The organism is Streptomyces sp. NPDC041191, assembly GCF_055591945.1.
In genome coordinates this window covers 212,735-228,417 of the sequence record NZ_JBVIZC010000001.1, presented here as the reverse complement: position 1 = coordinate 228,417, position 15,683 = coordinate 212,735, and the positions used below count along the sequence as shown (strand labels likewise).

The 15,683-nt window shown below is 73.4% G+C and carries 11 protein-coding genes; 9 read left to right on the top strand and 2 right to left on the bottom strand.

Annotated features, from left to right (window positions below; genetic code table 11):
- Positions 1-159: 159 nt before the first annotated feature.
- From trpB to lgt, 4 genes are all read left to right on the top strand, one after another.
- Positions 160-1,449, top strand: a complete 1,290-nt coding sequence (trpB, locus tag ACZ6AQ_RS00985) for a tryptophan synthase subunit beta (protein WP_468756516.1) — start codon at positions 160-162, stop codon at positions 1,447-1,449.
- Complete coding sequence (trpA, locus tag ACZ6AQ_RS00980; RefSeq protein ID WP_468756514.1) at positions 1,446-2,276, top strand: tryptophan synthase subunit alpha; 831 nt, start codon at positions 1,446-1,448, stop codon at positions 2,274-2,276. The genes trpB and trpA overlap by 4 nt, the downstream gene beginning before the upstream one ends.
- Positions 2,277-2,339: 63 nt before the next feature.
- Entirely contained in the window at positions 2,340-3,164 is an 825-nt protein-coding gene (locus ACZ6AQ_RS00975; RefSeq protein ID WP_468756512.1) for a DsbA family protein, read from the top strand.
- Positions 3,165-3,302: 138 nt separating this feature from the next.
- A complete protein-coding gene (gene lgt, locus ACZ6AQ_RS00970) occupies positions 3,303-4,328 on the top strand; it encodes a prolipoprotein diacylglyceryl transferase (RefSeq protein WP_468756510.1) in 1,026 nt (341 codons plus the stop codon).
- Positions 4,329-4,438: 110 nt separating this feature from the next.
- Here the strand turns inward: lgt and ACZ6AQ_RS00965 are convergent, their stop codons facing one another.
- Both ACZ6AQ_RS00965 and ACZ6AQ_RS00960 read right to left on the bottom strand, forming a co-directional pair.
- Positions 4,439-5,359: a ribokinase gene (locus ACZ6AQ_RS00965; protein ID WP_468756508.1), complete on the bottom strand. Its 921-nt coding sequence runs from the start codon at positions 5,357-5,359 to the stop codon at positions 4,439-4,441.
- A 121-nt stretch (positions 5,360-5,480) separates the two neighbouring features.
- Positions 5,481-6,647: an ADP-ribosylglycohydrolase family protein gene (locus ACZ6AQ_RS00960; protein WP_468756506.1), complete on the bottom strand. Its 1,167-nt coding sequence runs from the start codon at positions 6,645-6,647 to the stop codon at positions 5,481-5,483.
- A 322-nt stretch (positions 6,648-6,969) separates the two neighbouring features.
- Between ACZ6AQ_RS00960 and ACZ6AQ_RS00955 the strand changes: the two genes are divergently transcribed.
- From ACZ6AQ_RS00955 to ACZ6AQ_RS00935, 5 genes are all read left to right on the top strand, one after another.
- Positions 6,970-7,698 carry a VIT1/CCC1 transporter family protein gene (locus ACZ6AQ_RS00955; protein ID WP_468756504.1) on the top strand — a complete coding sequence of 243 codons (729 nt, stop codon included), beginning with the start codon at positions 6,970-6,972 and terminating at the stop codon, positions 7,696-7,698.
- Between the two features lie 637 nt (positions 7,699-8,335).
- Positions 8,336-12,904, top strand: coding sequence for a glutamate synthase large subunit (gene gltB, locus ACZ6AQ_RS00950; RefSeq protein WP_468756502.1), 4,569 nt, complete (start codon positions 8,336-8,338; stop codon positions 12,902-12,904).
- The gene (locus ACZ6AQ_RS00945; protein WP_468756500.1) at positions 12,897-14,357 is read left to right on the top strand and encodes a glutamate synthase subunit beta; all 1,461 of its coding nucleotides are present in this window, start codon (positions 12,897-12,899) and stop codon (positions 14,355-14,357) included. Before gltB ends, ACZ6AQ_RS00945 begins: the two co-directional genes overlap by 8 nt.
- Before the next feature lie 198 nt (positions 14,358-14,555).
- Complete coding sequence (locus tag ACZ6AQ_RS00940) at positions 14,556-14,936, top strand: VOC family protein (RefSeq protein WP_468756499.1); 381 nt, start codon at positions 14,556-14,558, stop codon at positions 14,934-14,936.
- Between the two features lie 67 nt (positions 14,937-15,003).
- Entirely contained in the window at positions 15,004-15,513 is a 510-nt protein-coding gene (locus tag ACZ6AQ_RS00935; protein ID WP_468756498.1) for a pyridoxamine 5'-phosphate oxidase family protein, read from the top strand.
- Positions 15,514-15,683 lie beyond the last annotated feature (170 nt).

Genomic DNA, 15,683 nt, shown 5'->3' with positions numbered 1-15,683 from the left:
CGGGCCCGTTCCCCCGTCCCGGGGGACGGCCGTCCCCCGGCGAGCGGGCCGGCCACGGACCGCGCACCGGCCCCGCCGTACGCGCGAGCGGCTCGCGCGCCCACCGTGACCACCACCCGCACGTGATCCCGGGGCACCCGCCCCGCGAGGAGCAACCGCATGTCCAGCGAGTTCTTCATCCCCGACCTGGAGGGCCAGGTCCCCACCGCCGAGGGCTACTTCGGCGCCTACGGCGGCACGTTCATCCCGGAGGCCCTGGTCGCCGCCGTGGACGAGGTCGCCGTCGCGTACGACAAGGCCAAGTCCGACCCCGAGTTCGCCCGCGAGCTCAACGACCTGATGGTCCACTACACGGGCCGCCCGAGCGCCCTCACCGAGGTCCCCCGCTTCGCCGAGCACGCCGGCGGCGCCCGGATCTTCCTCAAGCGCGAGGACCTCAACCACACCGGCTCGCACAAGATCAACAACGTGCTCGGTCAGGCCCTCCTGACCAAGCGCATGGGCAAGACCCGGGTCATCGCGGAGACCGGCGCCGGACAGCACGGCGTCGCCACCGCCACCGCCTGCGCCCTCTTCGGCCTCGACTGCACCATCTACATGGGCGAGGTCGACACGCGGCGCCAGGCGCTCAACGTGGCCCGGATGCGGATGCTCGGCGCCGAGGTCGTCGCCGTGAAGTCCGGCAGCCGCACCCTCAAGGACGCCATCAACGAGGCGTTCCGCGACTGGGTGGCCAACGTCGACCGGACGCACTACCTCTTCGGCACCGTCGCCGGCCCCCACCCCTTCCCCGCCATGGTCCGCGACTTCCACCGCGTCATCGGCGTCGAGGCCCGCCGCCAGGTCCTGGAGCGCGCCGGACGCCTCCCCGACGCGGCGATCGCCTGCGTCGGCGGCGGGTCCAACGCCATCGGCCTCTTCCACGCCTTCGTCCCGGACGCCGGCGTGCGCCTGATCGGCTGCGAGCCGGCCGGCCACGGCATCGGGACCGGCGAGCACGCGGCCACCCTCACCGCCGGCGAGCCCGGCATCCTGCACGGCTCGCGCAGTTACGTCCTCCAGGACGAGGAGGGCCAGATCACCGAGCCGTACTCGATCTCGGCCGGCCTGGACTACCCCGGCATCGGCCCCGAGCACGCGTACCTCAAGGACAGCGGACGCGGCGAGTACCGGGCCGTCACCGACGCCGCCGCCATGCGGGCGCTGCGGCTGCTCTCCCGCACCGAGGGCATCATCCCGGCCATCGAGTCGGCGCACGCCCTCGCCGGGGCGATCGAGGTCGGCGGGGAGCTGGGCCCCGAGGGCCTGATCGTCGTCAACCTCTCCGGACGCGGCGACAAGGACATGGACACGGCCGCCCGCTACTTCGACCTGTACGACACCGACGCCGAGGTCGCCGCCGACGCCGGCGCCGACGACACCGCCGAGATCGAGGGGGACGCCAAGTGAGCGGCAACATCCAGCTGTTGAGCGACACGCTCGCCCAGGCGAAGGCGGAGAACCGGGCCGCCCTCATCGCCTACCTGCCGGCCGGCTTCCCGACCGTCGACGGCGGCATCGCGGCCGTCAAGGCCGTCTTCGACGGCGGCGCCGACGTCGTCGAGGTCGGCCTCCCGCACAGCGACCCCGTCCTCGACGGCCCGGTCATCCAGACCGCCGACGACATCGCGCTGCGCGGCGGCGTCAGGATCGCCGACGTCATGCGCACGGTCCGCGAGGCCCACGGGGCCACCGGGAAGCCGGTCCTCGTCATGACCTACTGGAACCCGGTCGACCGGTACGGCGTGGAGCGCTTCACCGAGGAGCTGGCCGCCGCCGGCGGCGCGGGCTGCATCCTGCCCGACCTTCCGGTCCAGGAGTCCGCGCTCTGGCGCGAGCACGCGGAGAAGCACGGCCTCGCGACCGTCTTCGTCGTCGCGCCCAGCAGCAGGGACGAGCGCCTCGCCACCATCACGGCGGCCGGCTCCGGCTTCGTCTACGCCGCCTCGCTCATGGGCGTCACCGGCACCCGCGCGTCGGTCGGCGAGCAGGCGTCCGACCTCGTCCGCCGCACCCGGGCCGCCGTCGCCCCCGGCCGGGACCTCCCCGTCTGCGTCGGCCTCGGGGTGTCCGACGCCGCCCAGGCCAGGGAGGTCGCCGCCTTCGCCGACGGCGTCATCGTCGGCTCCGCCTTCGTGAAGCGGATCCTGGACGCCGAGGGCGACGAGGCCGCCGGACTCGCCGCCGTAAGGGAACTGGCGACCGAACTCGCCGAGGGCGTCCGGCGCGCTCCGTAACCCGTTCGGATGGATCCGGACCGGGGAGGCGCGTACGCGCCTCCCCGGTTCGTTTCCCAGGACGTGAGCGAGAACAACCGTGGTGACGGTAACCGGAACGCGCGGGAGCGCCTTCAGCAGCAGCGCGAGCGCGACAAGGCCCGCGAGAAGCAGCGACGCGTCCTGATCGTGTCGTCGGCGGTGGTCGGCGTCCTCGCCCTGGCGGCGGTCGTCGGCGTGATCGCCGCCAACGCCGGCAAGGACGGGGGAGAGTCCGGCGCGGCCGGCCCGGTGGTCGCGCCGACCGGCTCCGTCGAGGACGACAAGCCCGCCATCCCCACCGGCAAGGCGGACGCCCCGTCCACCCTCGCCGTCTGGGAGGACTTCCGCTGCCCGGCGTGCGCCCAGTTCGAGAACGTCATGCGGGACTCCATCCACGAGCTGGAGGCGTCCGGCGCCCTCAAGGCGGAGTACCACCTCGCCACCCTCATCGACGGGAACATGGGCGGCAGCGGCTCCCTGCGCGCGGCGAACGCCGCCGCGTGCGCCCAGGACGCGGGGAAGTTCACCGCGTACCACGACGTCCTCTACATGAACCAGCCGCAGGAGACCGACGACGCCTTCGGGAAGAACGAGAGGCTGATCGAGCTGGCGGCGAAGGTGCCGGGACTCGACACCCCGGCGTTCCGCGGCTGCGTGGAGAACGGCACGCACGACGGCTGGGTGAAGAAGTCCAACGAGGCGTTCCAGAAGGGCGGCTTCCGGGGCACCCCGACCGTGCTCCTCAACGGGGAGCCGGTCTTCCCCACGAAGGGGAACGAGCAGATCTCCCCGGAGAACCTGAAGAAGTGGGTCGCCGAGGCCAACAAGGGCAAGAAGCCCGGCACGGCCTCCCCGCCGGCCGGCTGAGCCGCCCCGGCCGGGCCCGCCCCCGGTCCGCCGCCCCCGGTCCACCTCCGCCGGGGGCGGCCCGGCACGGTTAGTTACCCAGAAGTTGCCGGACGGAGTGCCGTCCCGCCCGGTCGGCAGGGTAGCGTCGGACCTGCCATGGACCTTGCCTACATTCCCAGCCCGTCGACCGGCGTGATCCACCTCGGACCGATCCCGCTGCGCGCCTATGCCTTCTGCATCATCATCGGTGTCTTCGTCGCCGTCTGGTACGGCAACAAGCGCTGGATCGCCCGGGGCGGCACCGCCGGCACCGTGGCCGACATCGCCGTCTGGGCGGTGCCCTTCGGCCTCGTCGGCGGACGCCTCTACCACGTGATCACCGACTACCAGCTGTACTTCGGCGAGGGCGAGAACTGGGTCGACGCCTTCAAGATCTGGCAGGGCGGCCTCGGGATCTGGGGCGCCATCGCGCTCGGCGCGGTGGGCGCCTGGATCGGCTGCCGCCGCCGGGGCATCCCGCTCCCCGCGTACGCCGACGCCATCGCGCCCGGCATCGCCCTCGCCCAGGCCATCGGCCGTTGGGGCAACTGGTTCAACCAGGAGCTGTACGGCCGGCCGACCGACCTGCCCTGGGCCCTGAAGATCACCGAGAGCGCGAACCGCGAGGCCGGGCTCTACCACCCGACCTTCCTGTACGAGTCGCTGTGGTGCGTCGGCGTCGCCCTCCTGGTCGTCTGGGCCGACCGCCGCTTCGCCCTCGGCCACGGACGCGCCTTCGCGCTGTACGTCGCCGCCTACTGCGCCGGGCGCGGCTGGATCGAATACATGCGCGTGGACGAGGCGCACCACGTCCTCGGTCTGCGCCTGAACGTGTGGACGGCGATCGTCGTCTTCGTGCTCGCGGTGCTCTACATCGTGCTCTCGTCGCGGATGCGGCCGGGGCGCGAGGAGGTCGTGGAGCCGGGGGCCGTCAAGAAGGCGGAGGACGAGAAGGCCGCGGAGGAGAAGGCGACGGAGACGGAGCCGTCCGGGACCGGGAAGACCGCCGACGCCGGGGCGGAGGACGACGCGCGGGACGCGGCGGACGCCGGGCCGGAGGACACCTCTCCCGGAGCCTCCGACGGGACTTCCGGCCGGGTCGCCCTCGACAAGCACGTGGAGCACGGCGCGGCCAGGAGCTGACCGGCCGCGACCGGAAGGGCCGTCGGGACCGAGGGGTCCCGGCGGCCCTTTCCGCGTACGGGGAGGTCCGGAGGCAGGGGTGCCGTCCGTGCCGTCCGGCGCGCGGACGGTCACACGGGATCGGCCTCCAGGGTCTCGGGGGAGCGGAAGGCGGCCTCGATGTCGACGCGGTACGGCATCGAGGCCGACGCGCCCTCGCGCCGGACGGAGAGGGCGGCGGCGGTCTGCGCCCAGGCGAGGGCCTCCGGGACGGGACGGCCCTCGCCGAGGGCGACCGCGAGGGTGCCGGCGAGGGTGTCGCCCGCCCCGGTGGTGTCCACGGCCCGGACGCGCGGGGCGGGCACCACGACCGGTTCGGCGCCGCGCGCCGCGTACAGGCTGCCGGCCGCGCCCAGGGTGACGACCACCGCGGGCACGTCCCGCAGCAGGGCCTCGGCGGCGGCGCGCGGGTCGGCGAGGCCGGTGAGGGCGGCCGCCTCGTGCTCGTTCGGCACCAGCAGGTCGGTGGCGGCGAGGAGGCCGGGCGGGAGGGGCCGCGCGGGAGCGGGGGTGAGGACGGTGCGGACGCCGAGCCGGCGGGCGGCGGCGGCGCCCGCCACGACGGCGGAGAGGGGGAGTTCGAGCTGGAGGAGCAGGAAGTCGGCGGTGCCGATGAGGGCCTCGTCGCCGTGGGAGAGGCCGGTGACGGTCCCGTTGGCCCCGGGGACGACGACGATCGCGTTGCCCCCCTCGTCGTCCACGACGACGTGGGCCGTGCCGGAGGGGCCCTCGACGGTGCGCAGGAGGTCGGTGTCCACCGCGCAGTGCTCCAGGGTGGCCCGGAGCCGTCCCCCGAAGTCGTCCGTGCCGACCGCGCCGATCATCGCCACCTCGCCGCCCGCGCGGGCGGCGGCGACGGCCTGGTTGGCGCCCTTGCCGCCGGGGACCGTGCGGAAGGAGTGGCCGGTGACCGTCTCGCCGAGGGCCGGGGCCCTGGGCACGCGGGTGACGAGGTCCATGTTCGTGCTGCCGAGCACGACGATGCTGGTCATGGGCGTACCGCCTCCAGGGGGGTCCGTTCGGCCGGGGTGTCGGAAACGGTCCCGTCGGAGGACGGGACCGGGGTCGCGGGGCGCACCGGGTCCTCCGGCCGCCCCCGGATCGCCCGGAGGGTCACCGGTCCGCGCCCGTCAGCGCCGCGAACGCCGTCTCGTGCGCCCGGCGCGTCTCCGCGTCCCGCGCGAACACCTCGCGGGCGACTCCGGCCAGGGCCCGCGCCGGGGCGTGCGGATCGAGACGGCTCGCCTCCGTCACCCGCTTCGCCCAGTCGGCGGGCACGGCCGGTTCGCCGTGCAGCGCGCCCACGATCGCGCCCGCCATCGCGGCGATCGCGTCGCAGTCCCGGCCGTAGTTGACCGCGCCCAGGACCGTGTGCCGGAAGTCGCCCCCGCCGACGAGCAGCATCCCGAGGGCGATCGGCAGCTCCTCGATCGAATGGAGCCGGGAGGGACGCCGGGCACCGAGCGACGGCGCGCGGTAGTCGGGGCCGACCGTGTCGAAGGGGGCCACCGCCTTGCGGAGGGGGGCCAGGGCGGACTCGAAGTCCGTGTACCGGCAGGCGACTTCGGCGACCGCCTCGATCGCCGCCTCCGTCCCGTCCTTCGCCAGCGACAGGACCGTGTCCACCACCGAGACCGGTGTGGCGCCCGGCGCGCAGGCCGCGGCCACCGCCGCCGCGAACACGCCCGCCGCCTCCCGGCCGTACGAGGACTGGTGCGCGCCCGTGATGTCCAGGGCCTCGGCGTAGGCGGCCCGCGGATGGCCCGCGTTCACGAGCCCGACCGGGGCCATGTACATCGCGGCGCCGCAGTTGACGATGTTGCCGTTGCCGGCCTCGCGCGGGTCCACATGGCCGTAGTGGAGCCGGGTCACGACCCACTTCTCGGCGAGGAGGAGCCGCTGGAGGGGCAGCGCCTCGGGCTCCGGATCCGGAATCCAGACGGGGGAGTTCATGAGTTCGGGGACGAGGTGGTCGGCGACCGCGTACGCGTCGAGGTGGTCGCGGACCTTCTCGTACACCCGGATCAGGGCGTGGGTCATCAGGGTGTCGTCGGTGACGTGCCCGTCGCCCTCGCGGTACGGGGCGACGGGGCGGGCGGTGCGCCGGTCGTCACCGTTCCAGGGGCCGACGATCCCGGTGACGCGGCCGCCGTGGCGCTCCAGGATCTGCTCGGGGGTGCAGCCCTCGACGGGGCCGCCGAGCGCGTCGCCGACGGCGGCCCCGAGGAGGCTGCCGGTGATCCGGTCGTCCAGACCGGGTACGTTCGCGGTGGGGGTCATGCCCGGAATTGTCCCCCTGGGGCGGCCGGTTCCGCGGCTCCGGGCGGTCCGGCGAGTTCCACCGGGTCCGTCCCCGCGAGCCGGGGCGGCGCGCACCGACGGCGCCCCGCCGCCCGGACCCGTGCCGCCCCGGGTCGCCAACCCGCCGCGCGAACGCCGCTGTCACCCGCCCGGCACCGCGTCGGGAGAGGGTCCCGCGACTGAGGCGGACCTTAGTAAGTACGCCCTGCCTTGCTGGCGCGACCCTTACATCGAGCGTAGTTTCGAGGGTACGCAAGGGGGAAGCGGGCGCGTTCGGGCCCGCCGGAACGAGGGGAGAACCATGTCGGTCATCGAGGCCCAGGCGCCACTGCACGAGGCCCACCGCGACAACCACACCCACCGCGACGTGAACGGCGGGTGGCTGCGTCCCGCCGTCTTCGGCGCGATGGACGGCCTCGTGTCCAACCTCGCCCTCATGACCGGTGTCGCCGGCGGCTCGGTCTCCCCGGGGGTCGTCGTCGTCACCGGCCTCGCGGGCCTCGCCGCCGGCGCCTTCTCGATGGCCGCGGGCGAGTACACCTCCGTCGCCTCGCAGCGCGAGCTGGTCCAGGCCGAACTGGACGTCGAACGAGCCCAGTTGAGCAAGCATCCGGTGGACGAGATGGAGGAGCTGGCCGCGCTCTACGTCTCCCGGGGCGTCGAGCCCGCCCTCGCCCGCGAGGTCGCGATGCAGCTGTCGAAGGACCCCGAGCGGGCCCTGGAGATCCACGCCCGCGAAGAGCTCGGCATCGACCCCGACGACCTGCCGTCGCCGACGGTCGCCGCCGTCTCGTCGTTCGGCTCGTTCGCGCTCGGCGCGCTGCTGCCGGTCCTGCCGTACCTGCTCGGCGCGACCTCCCTCTGGCCCGCCGTCCTCCTGGCCCTCCTCGGCCTCTTCGCCTGCGGCGCCCTGGTGGCCCGGGTGACCGCCCGGGGCTGGCTCTTCAGCGGCATGCGCCAGCTCGTCCTGGGCGGTGCCGCCGCGGCCGTCACGTACGGGCTCGGCATGCTCCTCGGCGCGGCCCTGTAACCCGCGTACGGCGCCCGGGGCCCGCCGCACCCGGTGCGGGCCCGCCCCGCCGTGCCCGGCGACCCCGCGCCCGCCCGTACCCCGCCCGCCGGACCCGGCGGCCCCGCGTCGTCCGCGCCACCCGTACGGCCCCATGGGTCGCTCCGTATACCCATGCGGTCCCGCCCCGGCCCCCCTCGTCCCCGGAGGCGGGGCCCGGACGGACATAAGCCGCGGGATCGCTGTGACGTATCTCCCTGTGCCGATCCGCCGTCGTGGTGGGACACTATGCGGGACGCCACATATCGAGCCGGTTACCCGGCGGTTTCGCATCCCTGGGCAGAGGGAAAGAGGCAGGAGCGTCACTGGGCAACGAAGCCCGTATCCGTGACGGCTCGCCGGAAGACCGGAAAACCCCTCGCACCCCCGATCCGCCCCTGCGGGACAGGCTCCGCCGCCGCGTCCCCCCACGGGGAACACCCCGCCGCCGCGCACCGACGGTGTCCGCATGCTGGAATGAACTATCCGCTTCGCGAGAAGCCATCCATCATGTAACCTGCACGAAATTTTGCGGAGGGCCAGCGTCGTCCCTCGGTAGTCACTCCCCCAGACTTCGGTCTGGGAGGTGCCCCAAGCCACGATGACGACGGGAGAGCCGATGCGTTCCGACGCCTGGTCGCCCATGGACGGTCGCCCCGCTCCGCAGGGGATGTACGACCCCCGCAACGAACACGACGCCTGCGGTGTCGGGTTCGTGGCCACCCTCACCGGTGTACCGAGCCACGAGCTGGTGGAGCAGGCGCTGACCGTACTGCGCAACCTCGAACACCGTGGCGCCACCGGCGCCGAGGCCGACTCCGGCGACGGCGCCGGCATCCTCCTCCAGGTCCCCGACGCCTTCCTCCGCGAGGTCGCCGGATTCGGGCTCCCCGAAGCCGGCGCCTACGCCGTGGGCACCGCCTTCCTCCCCGTGGACGGCACCGACGCCACCGCCGCGAGGATCGGGGAGATCGCCGCCGAGGAGGGCCTGACCGTCCTCGGCTGGCGCGAGGTCCCCGTCACCCCCGAGCTGCTCGGCGCCTCCGCCCGCGCCACCATGCCGGTCTTCCGCCAGCTCTTCGTCGCGGACGCCGCCGGCACGGCCACCGGCGTCGCCCTGGACCGCAAGGCGTTCGTCCTGCGCAAGCGCGCCGAGCGCGAGGCCGCGACCTACTTCCCGTCGCTCTCCGCCCGCACCCTCGTCTACAAGGGCATGCTGACCACCGGACAGCTGGAGCCCTTCTTCCCGGACCTGTCGGACCGCCGCTGCGCCACCGCCGTGGCCCTGGTCCACTCCCGGTTCTCCACGAACACCTTCCCCAGCTGGCCGCTGGCCCACCCGTACCGCTTCGTCGCCCACAACGGCGAGATCAACACGGTCAAGGGCAACCGGAACTGGATGTCCGCCCGCGAGGCCCAGCTCGCCTCCGACGTCCTCGGGGACGGCCCGCTGGAGCGGATCTTCCCGGTCTGCACCCCGGACGCCTCCGACTCGGCCTCCTTCGACGAGGTCCTGGAACTCCTCCACCTCGGCGGCCGCTCGCTGCCGCACGCGGTCCTGATGATGGTCCCGGAGGCGTGGGAGAACCACGAGACCATGGACCCGGCCCGCCGCGCCTTCTACCAGTACCACGCCACGCTGATGGAGCCCTGGGACGGCCCGGCCTGCGTCACCTTCACCGACGGCGTCCAGGTCGGCGCGGTCCTCGACCGCAACGGGCTGCGCCCCGGCCGCTACTGGGTCACCGACGACGGCCTCGTCGTCCTCTCCTCCGAGGTCGGCGTCCTCGACATCGACCCCGCCCGGGTCGTCCGCAAGGGCCGCCTCCAGCCCGGCAGGATGTTCCTCGTCGACACCGCCGAGCACCGCATCGTCGAGGACGACGAGATCAAGGCCGCCCTCGCCGCCGAGCACCCCTACGGGGAGTGGCTGGAGACCGGCGAGATCGAGCTCTCCGACCTGCCCGAGCGCGAGCACGTCGTGCACACCCACGCCTCGGTCACCCGCCGCCAGCAGACCTTCGGCTACACCGAGGAGGAGCTGCGCGTTCTCCTCGCCCCGATGGCCCGCACCGGCGGCGAACCGCTCGGCTCCATGGGCACCGACTCGCCGATCGCGGCCCTCTCCGCCCGCCCCCGGCTGCTCTTCGACTACTTCACCCAGCTCTTCGCGCAGGTCACCAACCCGCCGCTCGACGCCATCCGCGAAGAGCTGGTCACCTCCCTGCGCTCCTCGCTCGGCCCCCAGGGCAACCTGCTCGAACCGACCCCCGTGTCGTGCCGCAGCGTCACCCTGCCCTTCCCGGTGATCGACAACGACGAGCTGGCCAAGCTCATCCACATCAACGCCGACGGCGACATGCCCGGCATGAAGGCCGTCACCCTCTCCGGCCTCTACCGGGTCTCCGGCGGCGGCGACGCCCTCGCCGCCCGCATCGAGGAGATCTGCGCCGAGGCCGACACCGCCATCGAGGGCGGCGCCCGCCTCGTCGTCCTCTCCGACCGGCACTCCGACGCCGAGCACGCCCCGATCCCCTCGCTGCTCCTCACCGCGGCCGTCCACCACCACCTCATCCGCACCAAGCAGCGCACCAAGGTGGGCCTGCTCGTGGAGGCCGGCGACGTCCGCGAGGTCCACCACGTCGCCCTGCTCATCGGCTACGGCGCCGCGGCGGTCAACCCGTACCTCGCCATGGAGTCCGTCGAGGACCTGGTCCGCGCCGGCACCTTCATCGAGGGCCTGGAGCCCGAGCAGGCCATCCGGAACCTGATCCACGCCCTCGGCAAGGGCGTCCTCAAGGTCATGTCCAAGATGGGCATCTCCACCGTCGCCTCCTACCGGGGCGCCCAGGTCTTCGAGGCCGTCGGCCTGGACGACGACTTCGTCGCCACGTACTTCAACGGCACGGCCACCAAGATCGGCGGCGCCGGCATCGACGTCGTCGCCCAGGAGGTCGCCGCCCGCCACGCCAAGGCGTACCCCGTCTCCGGCGTCGCCTCGGCGCACCGCGCCCTGGACATCGGCGGCGAGTACCAGTGGCGCCGCGAGGGCGAGCCGCACCTGTTCGACCCCGAGACCGTCTTCCGCCTCCAGCACGCCACGCGCAGCAAGCGGTACGACATCTTCAAGAAGTACACCGAGCGGGTCAACGAGCAGTCCGAGCGGCTGATGACGCTCCGCGGCCTCTTCGGCTTCGCCACCGGCGACCGCGACCCGATCCCCCTCGACGAGGTCGAGCCGGCCTCCGAGATCGTCAAGCGCTTCTCCACCGGCGCCATGTCGTACGGCTCCATCTCCCAGGAGGCGCACGAGACCCTCGCCGTCGCCATGAACCGGCTGGGCGGCAAGTCCAACACCGGCGAGGGCGGCGAGGACCCGGACCGCCTCCACGACCCGGCCCGCCGCTCCTCCATCAAGCAGGTCGCCTCCGGCCGCTTCGGCGTCACCAGCGAGTACCTCGTCAACGCCGACGACATCCAGATCAAGATGGCCCAGGGCGCCAAGCCCGGCGAGGGCGGCCAGCTGCCCGGCCACAAGGTCTACCCGTGGGTCGCCAGGACGCGTCACTCGACGCCCGGCGTCGGCCTGATCTCCCCGCCGCCGCACCACGACATCTACTCCATCGAGGACCTCGCCCAGCTCATCCACGACCTCAAGAACGCCAACCCGGCCGCCCGCATCCACGTGAAGCTGGTCTCCGAGGTCGGCGTCGGCACGGTCGCGGCCGGCGTCTCCAAGGCCCACGCGGACGTCGTCCTCATCTCCGGCCACGACGGCGGAACGGGCGCCTCCCCGCTCACCTCCCTCAAGCACGCGGGCGGCCCCTGGGAGCTCGGCCTCGCCGAGACCCAGCAGACCCTGCTGCTCAACGGCCTGCGCGACCGGATCGTCGTCCAGACCGACGGCCAGCTCAAGACCGGCCGCGACGTCGTCATCGCCGCGCTGCTCGGCGCCGAGGAGTTCGGCTTCGCCACCGCCCCCCTCGTCGTCTCCGGCTGCGTCATGATGCGCGTCTGCCACCTCGACACCTGCCCGGTCGGCATCGCCACCCAGAACCCGGTCCTGCGCGACCGCTTCTCCGGCAAGCCCGAGTTCGTCGTCAACTTCTTCGAGTTCATCGCCGAGGAGGTCCGCGAGATCCTCGCCGAACTGGGCTTCCGCACCCTCGAAGAGGCCGTCGGCCACGCCGAACTGCTCGACACCGACCGCGCCGTCACCCACTGGAAGGCGCAGGGCCTCGACCTGACCCCGCTCTTCCACGTGCCCGAGCTGCCCGAGGGCGCGGTCCGCCACGCCCTGATCGAGCAGGACCACGGCCTGGAGAAGGCCCTCGACAACGAGCTGGTCCAGCTCGCCGCCGAGGCCCTCGACGCCCCCTCCGCCGAGGAGGCCCGGCCGGTCCGCGCCCAGGTCGCCATCCGCAACATCAACCGCACGGTCGGCACCATGCTCGGCCACCACGTGACGAAGAGGTTCGGCGGCGCGGGGCTCCCGGCCGACACCATCGACATCACCTTCACCGGCTCCGCCGGCCAGTCCTTCGGCGCCTTCCTGCCGAGCGGCGTCACCCTCCGCCTGGAGGGCGACGCCAACGACTACGTCGGCAAGGGCCTCTCCGGCGGCCGCGTGATCGTCCGCCCCGACCGGGGCGCCGACCACCTGGCCGAGTACTCCACCATCGCGGGCAACACCATCGCGTACGGCGCGACCGGCGGCGAGCTGTTCCTCCGCGGCCGCACCGGCGAGCGGTTCTGCGTCCGCAACTCCGGCGCGCTCGTCGTCTCCGAGGGGGTCGGCGACCACGGCTGCGAGTACATGACCGGCGGCACGGCCGTCGTCCTCGGCGAGACCGGACGCAACTTCGCGGCCGGCATGTCGGGCGGCGTCGCCTACGTGATCGACCTCGACCGGGACAACGTCAACGCCGGGAACCTGGGCGCGATCGAAACCCCGTCGGACGCCGACGCGGAGTGGCTGCACGAGGTCGTGCGCCGCCACCACGAGGAGACCGGTTCCACCGTCGCCCGGAAGCTCCTCGCCGACTGGGACGCCGCCGCGGCCCGCTTCAGCAAGATCATCCCCACCACGTACAAGGCCGTGCTCGCCGCCAAGGACGCCGCCGAGCTCGCCGGCCTCTCCGAGGCCGAGACCACCGAGAAGATGATGGAGGCGGCGACCCATGGCTGATCCGAAGGGCTTCCTCACCACCGGCCGCGAGGTCGCCGAGACCCGTCCCGTGGCCGAACGCGTCCGCGACTGGAACGAGGTCCACGTCCCCGGCTCCCTGCTGCCGATCATCAGCAAGCAGGCCGGCCGCTGCATGGACTGCGGCATCCCGTTCTGCCACAACGGCTGCCCCCTCGGCAACCTCATCCCCGAGTGGAACGACTACGCCTACCGCGAGGACTGGTCGGCGGCACAGGAACGCCTGCACGCCACCAACAACTTCCCGGAGTTCACCGGCCGCCTCTGCCCCGCCCCCTGCGAGGCCGCGTGCGTGCTCGGCATCAACCAGCCGCCCGTCACCATCAAGAACGTCGAAGTCTCCATCATCGACAAGGCGTGGGACGGGGGCGACGTCAGGCCGCAGGTGCCCGAGCGCCTCTCCGGCAAGACCGCCGCCGTCATCGGCTCGGGCCCGGCGGGCCTCGCCGCCGCCCAGCAGCTCACCCGGGCCGGCCACACCGTGGTCGTGTACGAGCGCGCCGACCGCATCGGCGGCCTGCTGCGCTACGGCATCCCCGAGTTCAAGATGGAGAAGCGGCACATCAACCGCCGCATCGAGCAGATGCGCGCGGAGGGTACCAAGTTCCGCACCGGCATCGAGATCGGCCGCGACCTGACGGCGACGGACCTGCGCAAGCGGTTCGACGCGGTCGTCATCGCCGCCGGCGCCACCACCGCCCGCGACCTGCCCGTCCCCGGCCGCGAGCTGAACGGCATCCACCAGGCGATGGAGTACCTGCCGCTCGCCAACAAGGTGGTCGAGGGCGACTTCGTCGCCCCGCCGATCACCGCCGAGGGCAAGCACGTCGTCGTCATCGGCGGCGGCGACACCGGCGCCGACTGCGTCGGCACGGCCCACCGCCAGGGCGCGGCCTCGGTCACGCAGCTGGAGATCATGCCGAAGCCGGGCGAGGAGCGGAACGCCGGCCAGCCCTGGCCGACCTTCCCCATGCTCTACAAGGTCACCTCGGCGCACGAGGAGGGCGGCGAGCGGGTCTACTCCGTCTCCACCACCCACTTCGAGGGCGACGAGGACGGCAACGTCCAGTTCCTCCACCTCGTCGAGGTCGAGTTCGTCGAGGGCAGACTGACCCAGAAGCCGGGCACGGAGCGGAAGATCCCCGCCCAGCTGGTCACCCTCGCCATGGGCTTCACCGGCACGGACGTGGAGAACGGCCTGGTCGCGCAGTTCGGCCTGGAGCTGGACGAGCGGGGCAACATCGCCCGCGACGCGGACTTCGCCACCAACGTCGACGGCGTCTTCGTCGCCGGTGACGCCGGCCGCGGCCAGTCGCTCATCGTCTGGGCCATCGCCGAGGGCCGCTCCGCCGCCCGCGGCGTGGACCGCCACCTGACCGGCGCCAGCTCCCTGCCGGCCCCGATCCGCCCGACGGACCGCGCCCTGACGGTCTGACCCGGCCGGACCACCCCGAACGTCCCGTACAACGACGTACGGAACCGAGCACGGCGCCCCCCGACCCGTCCCCGACCGGACGAACCGGGCGGGCGCCGCTGCGCGTCCACGCGGGGACGGTCGACCCTGGCCGGGAGCGGGGCGCCGGGGCCCCGGAAACCGGTGGTCCTTCCGGCCCCCGGCGTGAATCATGACGCCATGACATCTCTCGTACGCCACGTGACCGTCGACTGCGCCGATCCCTACGCCCTCGCCTCCTTCTGGGCGGAGGTCCTCGGCACCAAGGTCTCCGACGAGGACGCGCCCGGTGACGACGAGGTCCTCGTCGAATCGCCCGGCGCCGGACTCCTCTTCATCCGGGTCCCCGAGCCGAAGGAGGTGAAGAACCGCGTCCACCTCGACGTCCAGCCGCAGGACCGCACCCGCGACGAGGAGGTCGAACGGCTCCTCGGCCTCGGCGCCACCCTCCTCGACGACCGCCGGAACCCCGACGGCACCGGCTGGGCCACCCTGGGGGACCCCGAGGGCAACGAGTTCTGCGTCGAGCGCAGCCGGGCGGAGCGCACCGCCGCCTCCTGACCCGTCGCGGCGCGGCGGCCCGGCAAACCGGACAGAAGGTGTCGGGTATCCGGTGTTCCCTGGAACCATGGGAGACACCACGACCACCTGGCCGGCCTTCGAGGCCGCCGCACCCGCACTCGCCGCGACCGTGCGCGAACGCTTCGGCCTGTACACCCACCACGTCCTCGCCACCGTGCGGAAGGACGGCTCGCCCCGCCTCAGCGGCATCGAGGCGGACTTCCGCGACGGCGACCTGTGGCTCGGCATGATGCCGGACTCCCGCAAGGCGCTCGACCTGCGCCGCGACCCCCGGTTCGCCCTCCTCGCCAACCCCGGACCCGGCACCGACATGGCCGGCGGGGACGTTCGGATCTCCGGACGGGCGGTCGAGATCACCGACCCCGGAGCGCTGGAGCGGTACGCGGCGGCGGCGGGGGCACCCCTGCCGCTCCACCTCTTCCGGGTGGAGCCGGCCGAGGTCGTGCGGACCCGGGTGGAGGGCGAGGAGATCGTCCTCCGCTGCTGGACGCCGGGGCGCTCCGCGTGGACGGTCCGGCGCGGCAACGACGACGCCCCGCCCCGCGAGGAGGGATGAGCGGCCGGACCCGGGCCCCGGCGGCTGTGAGGTCGCCCACGTCCGGGCCGGTCCGCCCGGCCCCGTCCGGCGTCCCCGCCCGGCGCTGTCCGTCCGGGCGCCGTACGGACGCCGGGCGGCGGGGCGGGAAGGTTCCGGGGCGCACTATTGTTCCGGTAGAGACGACCGGA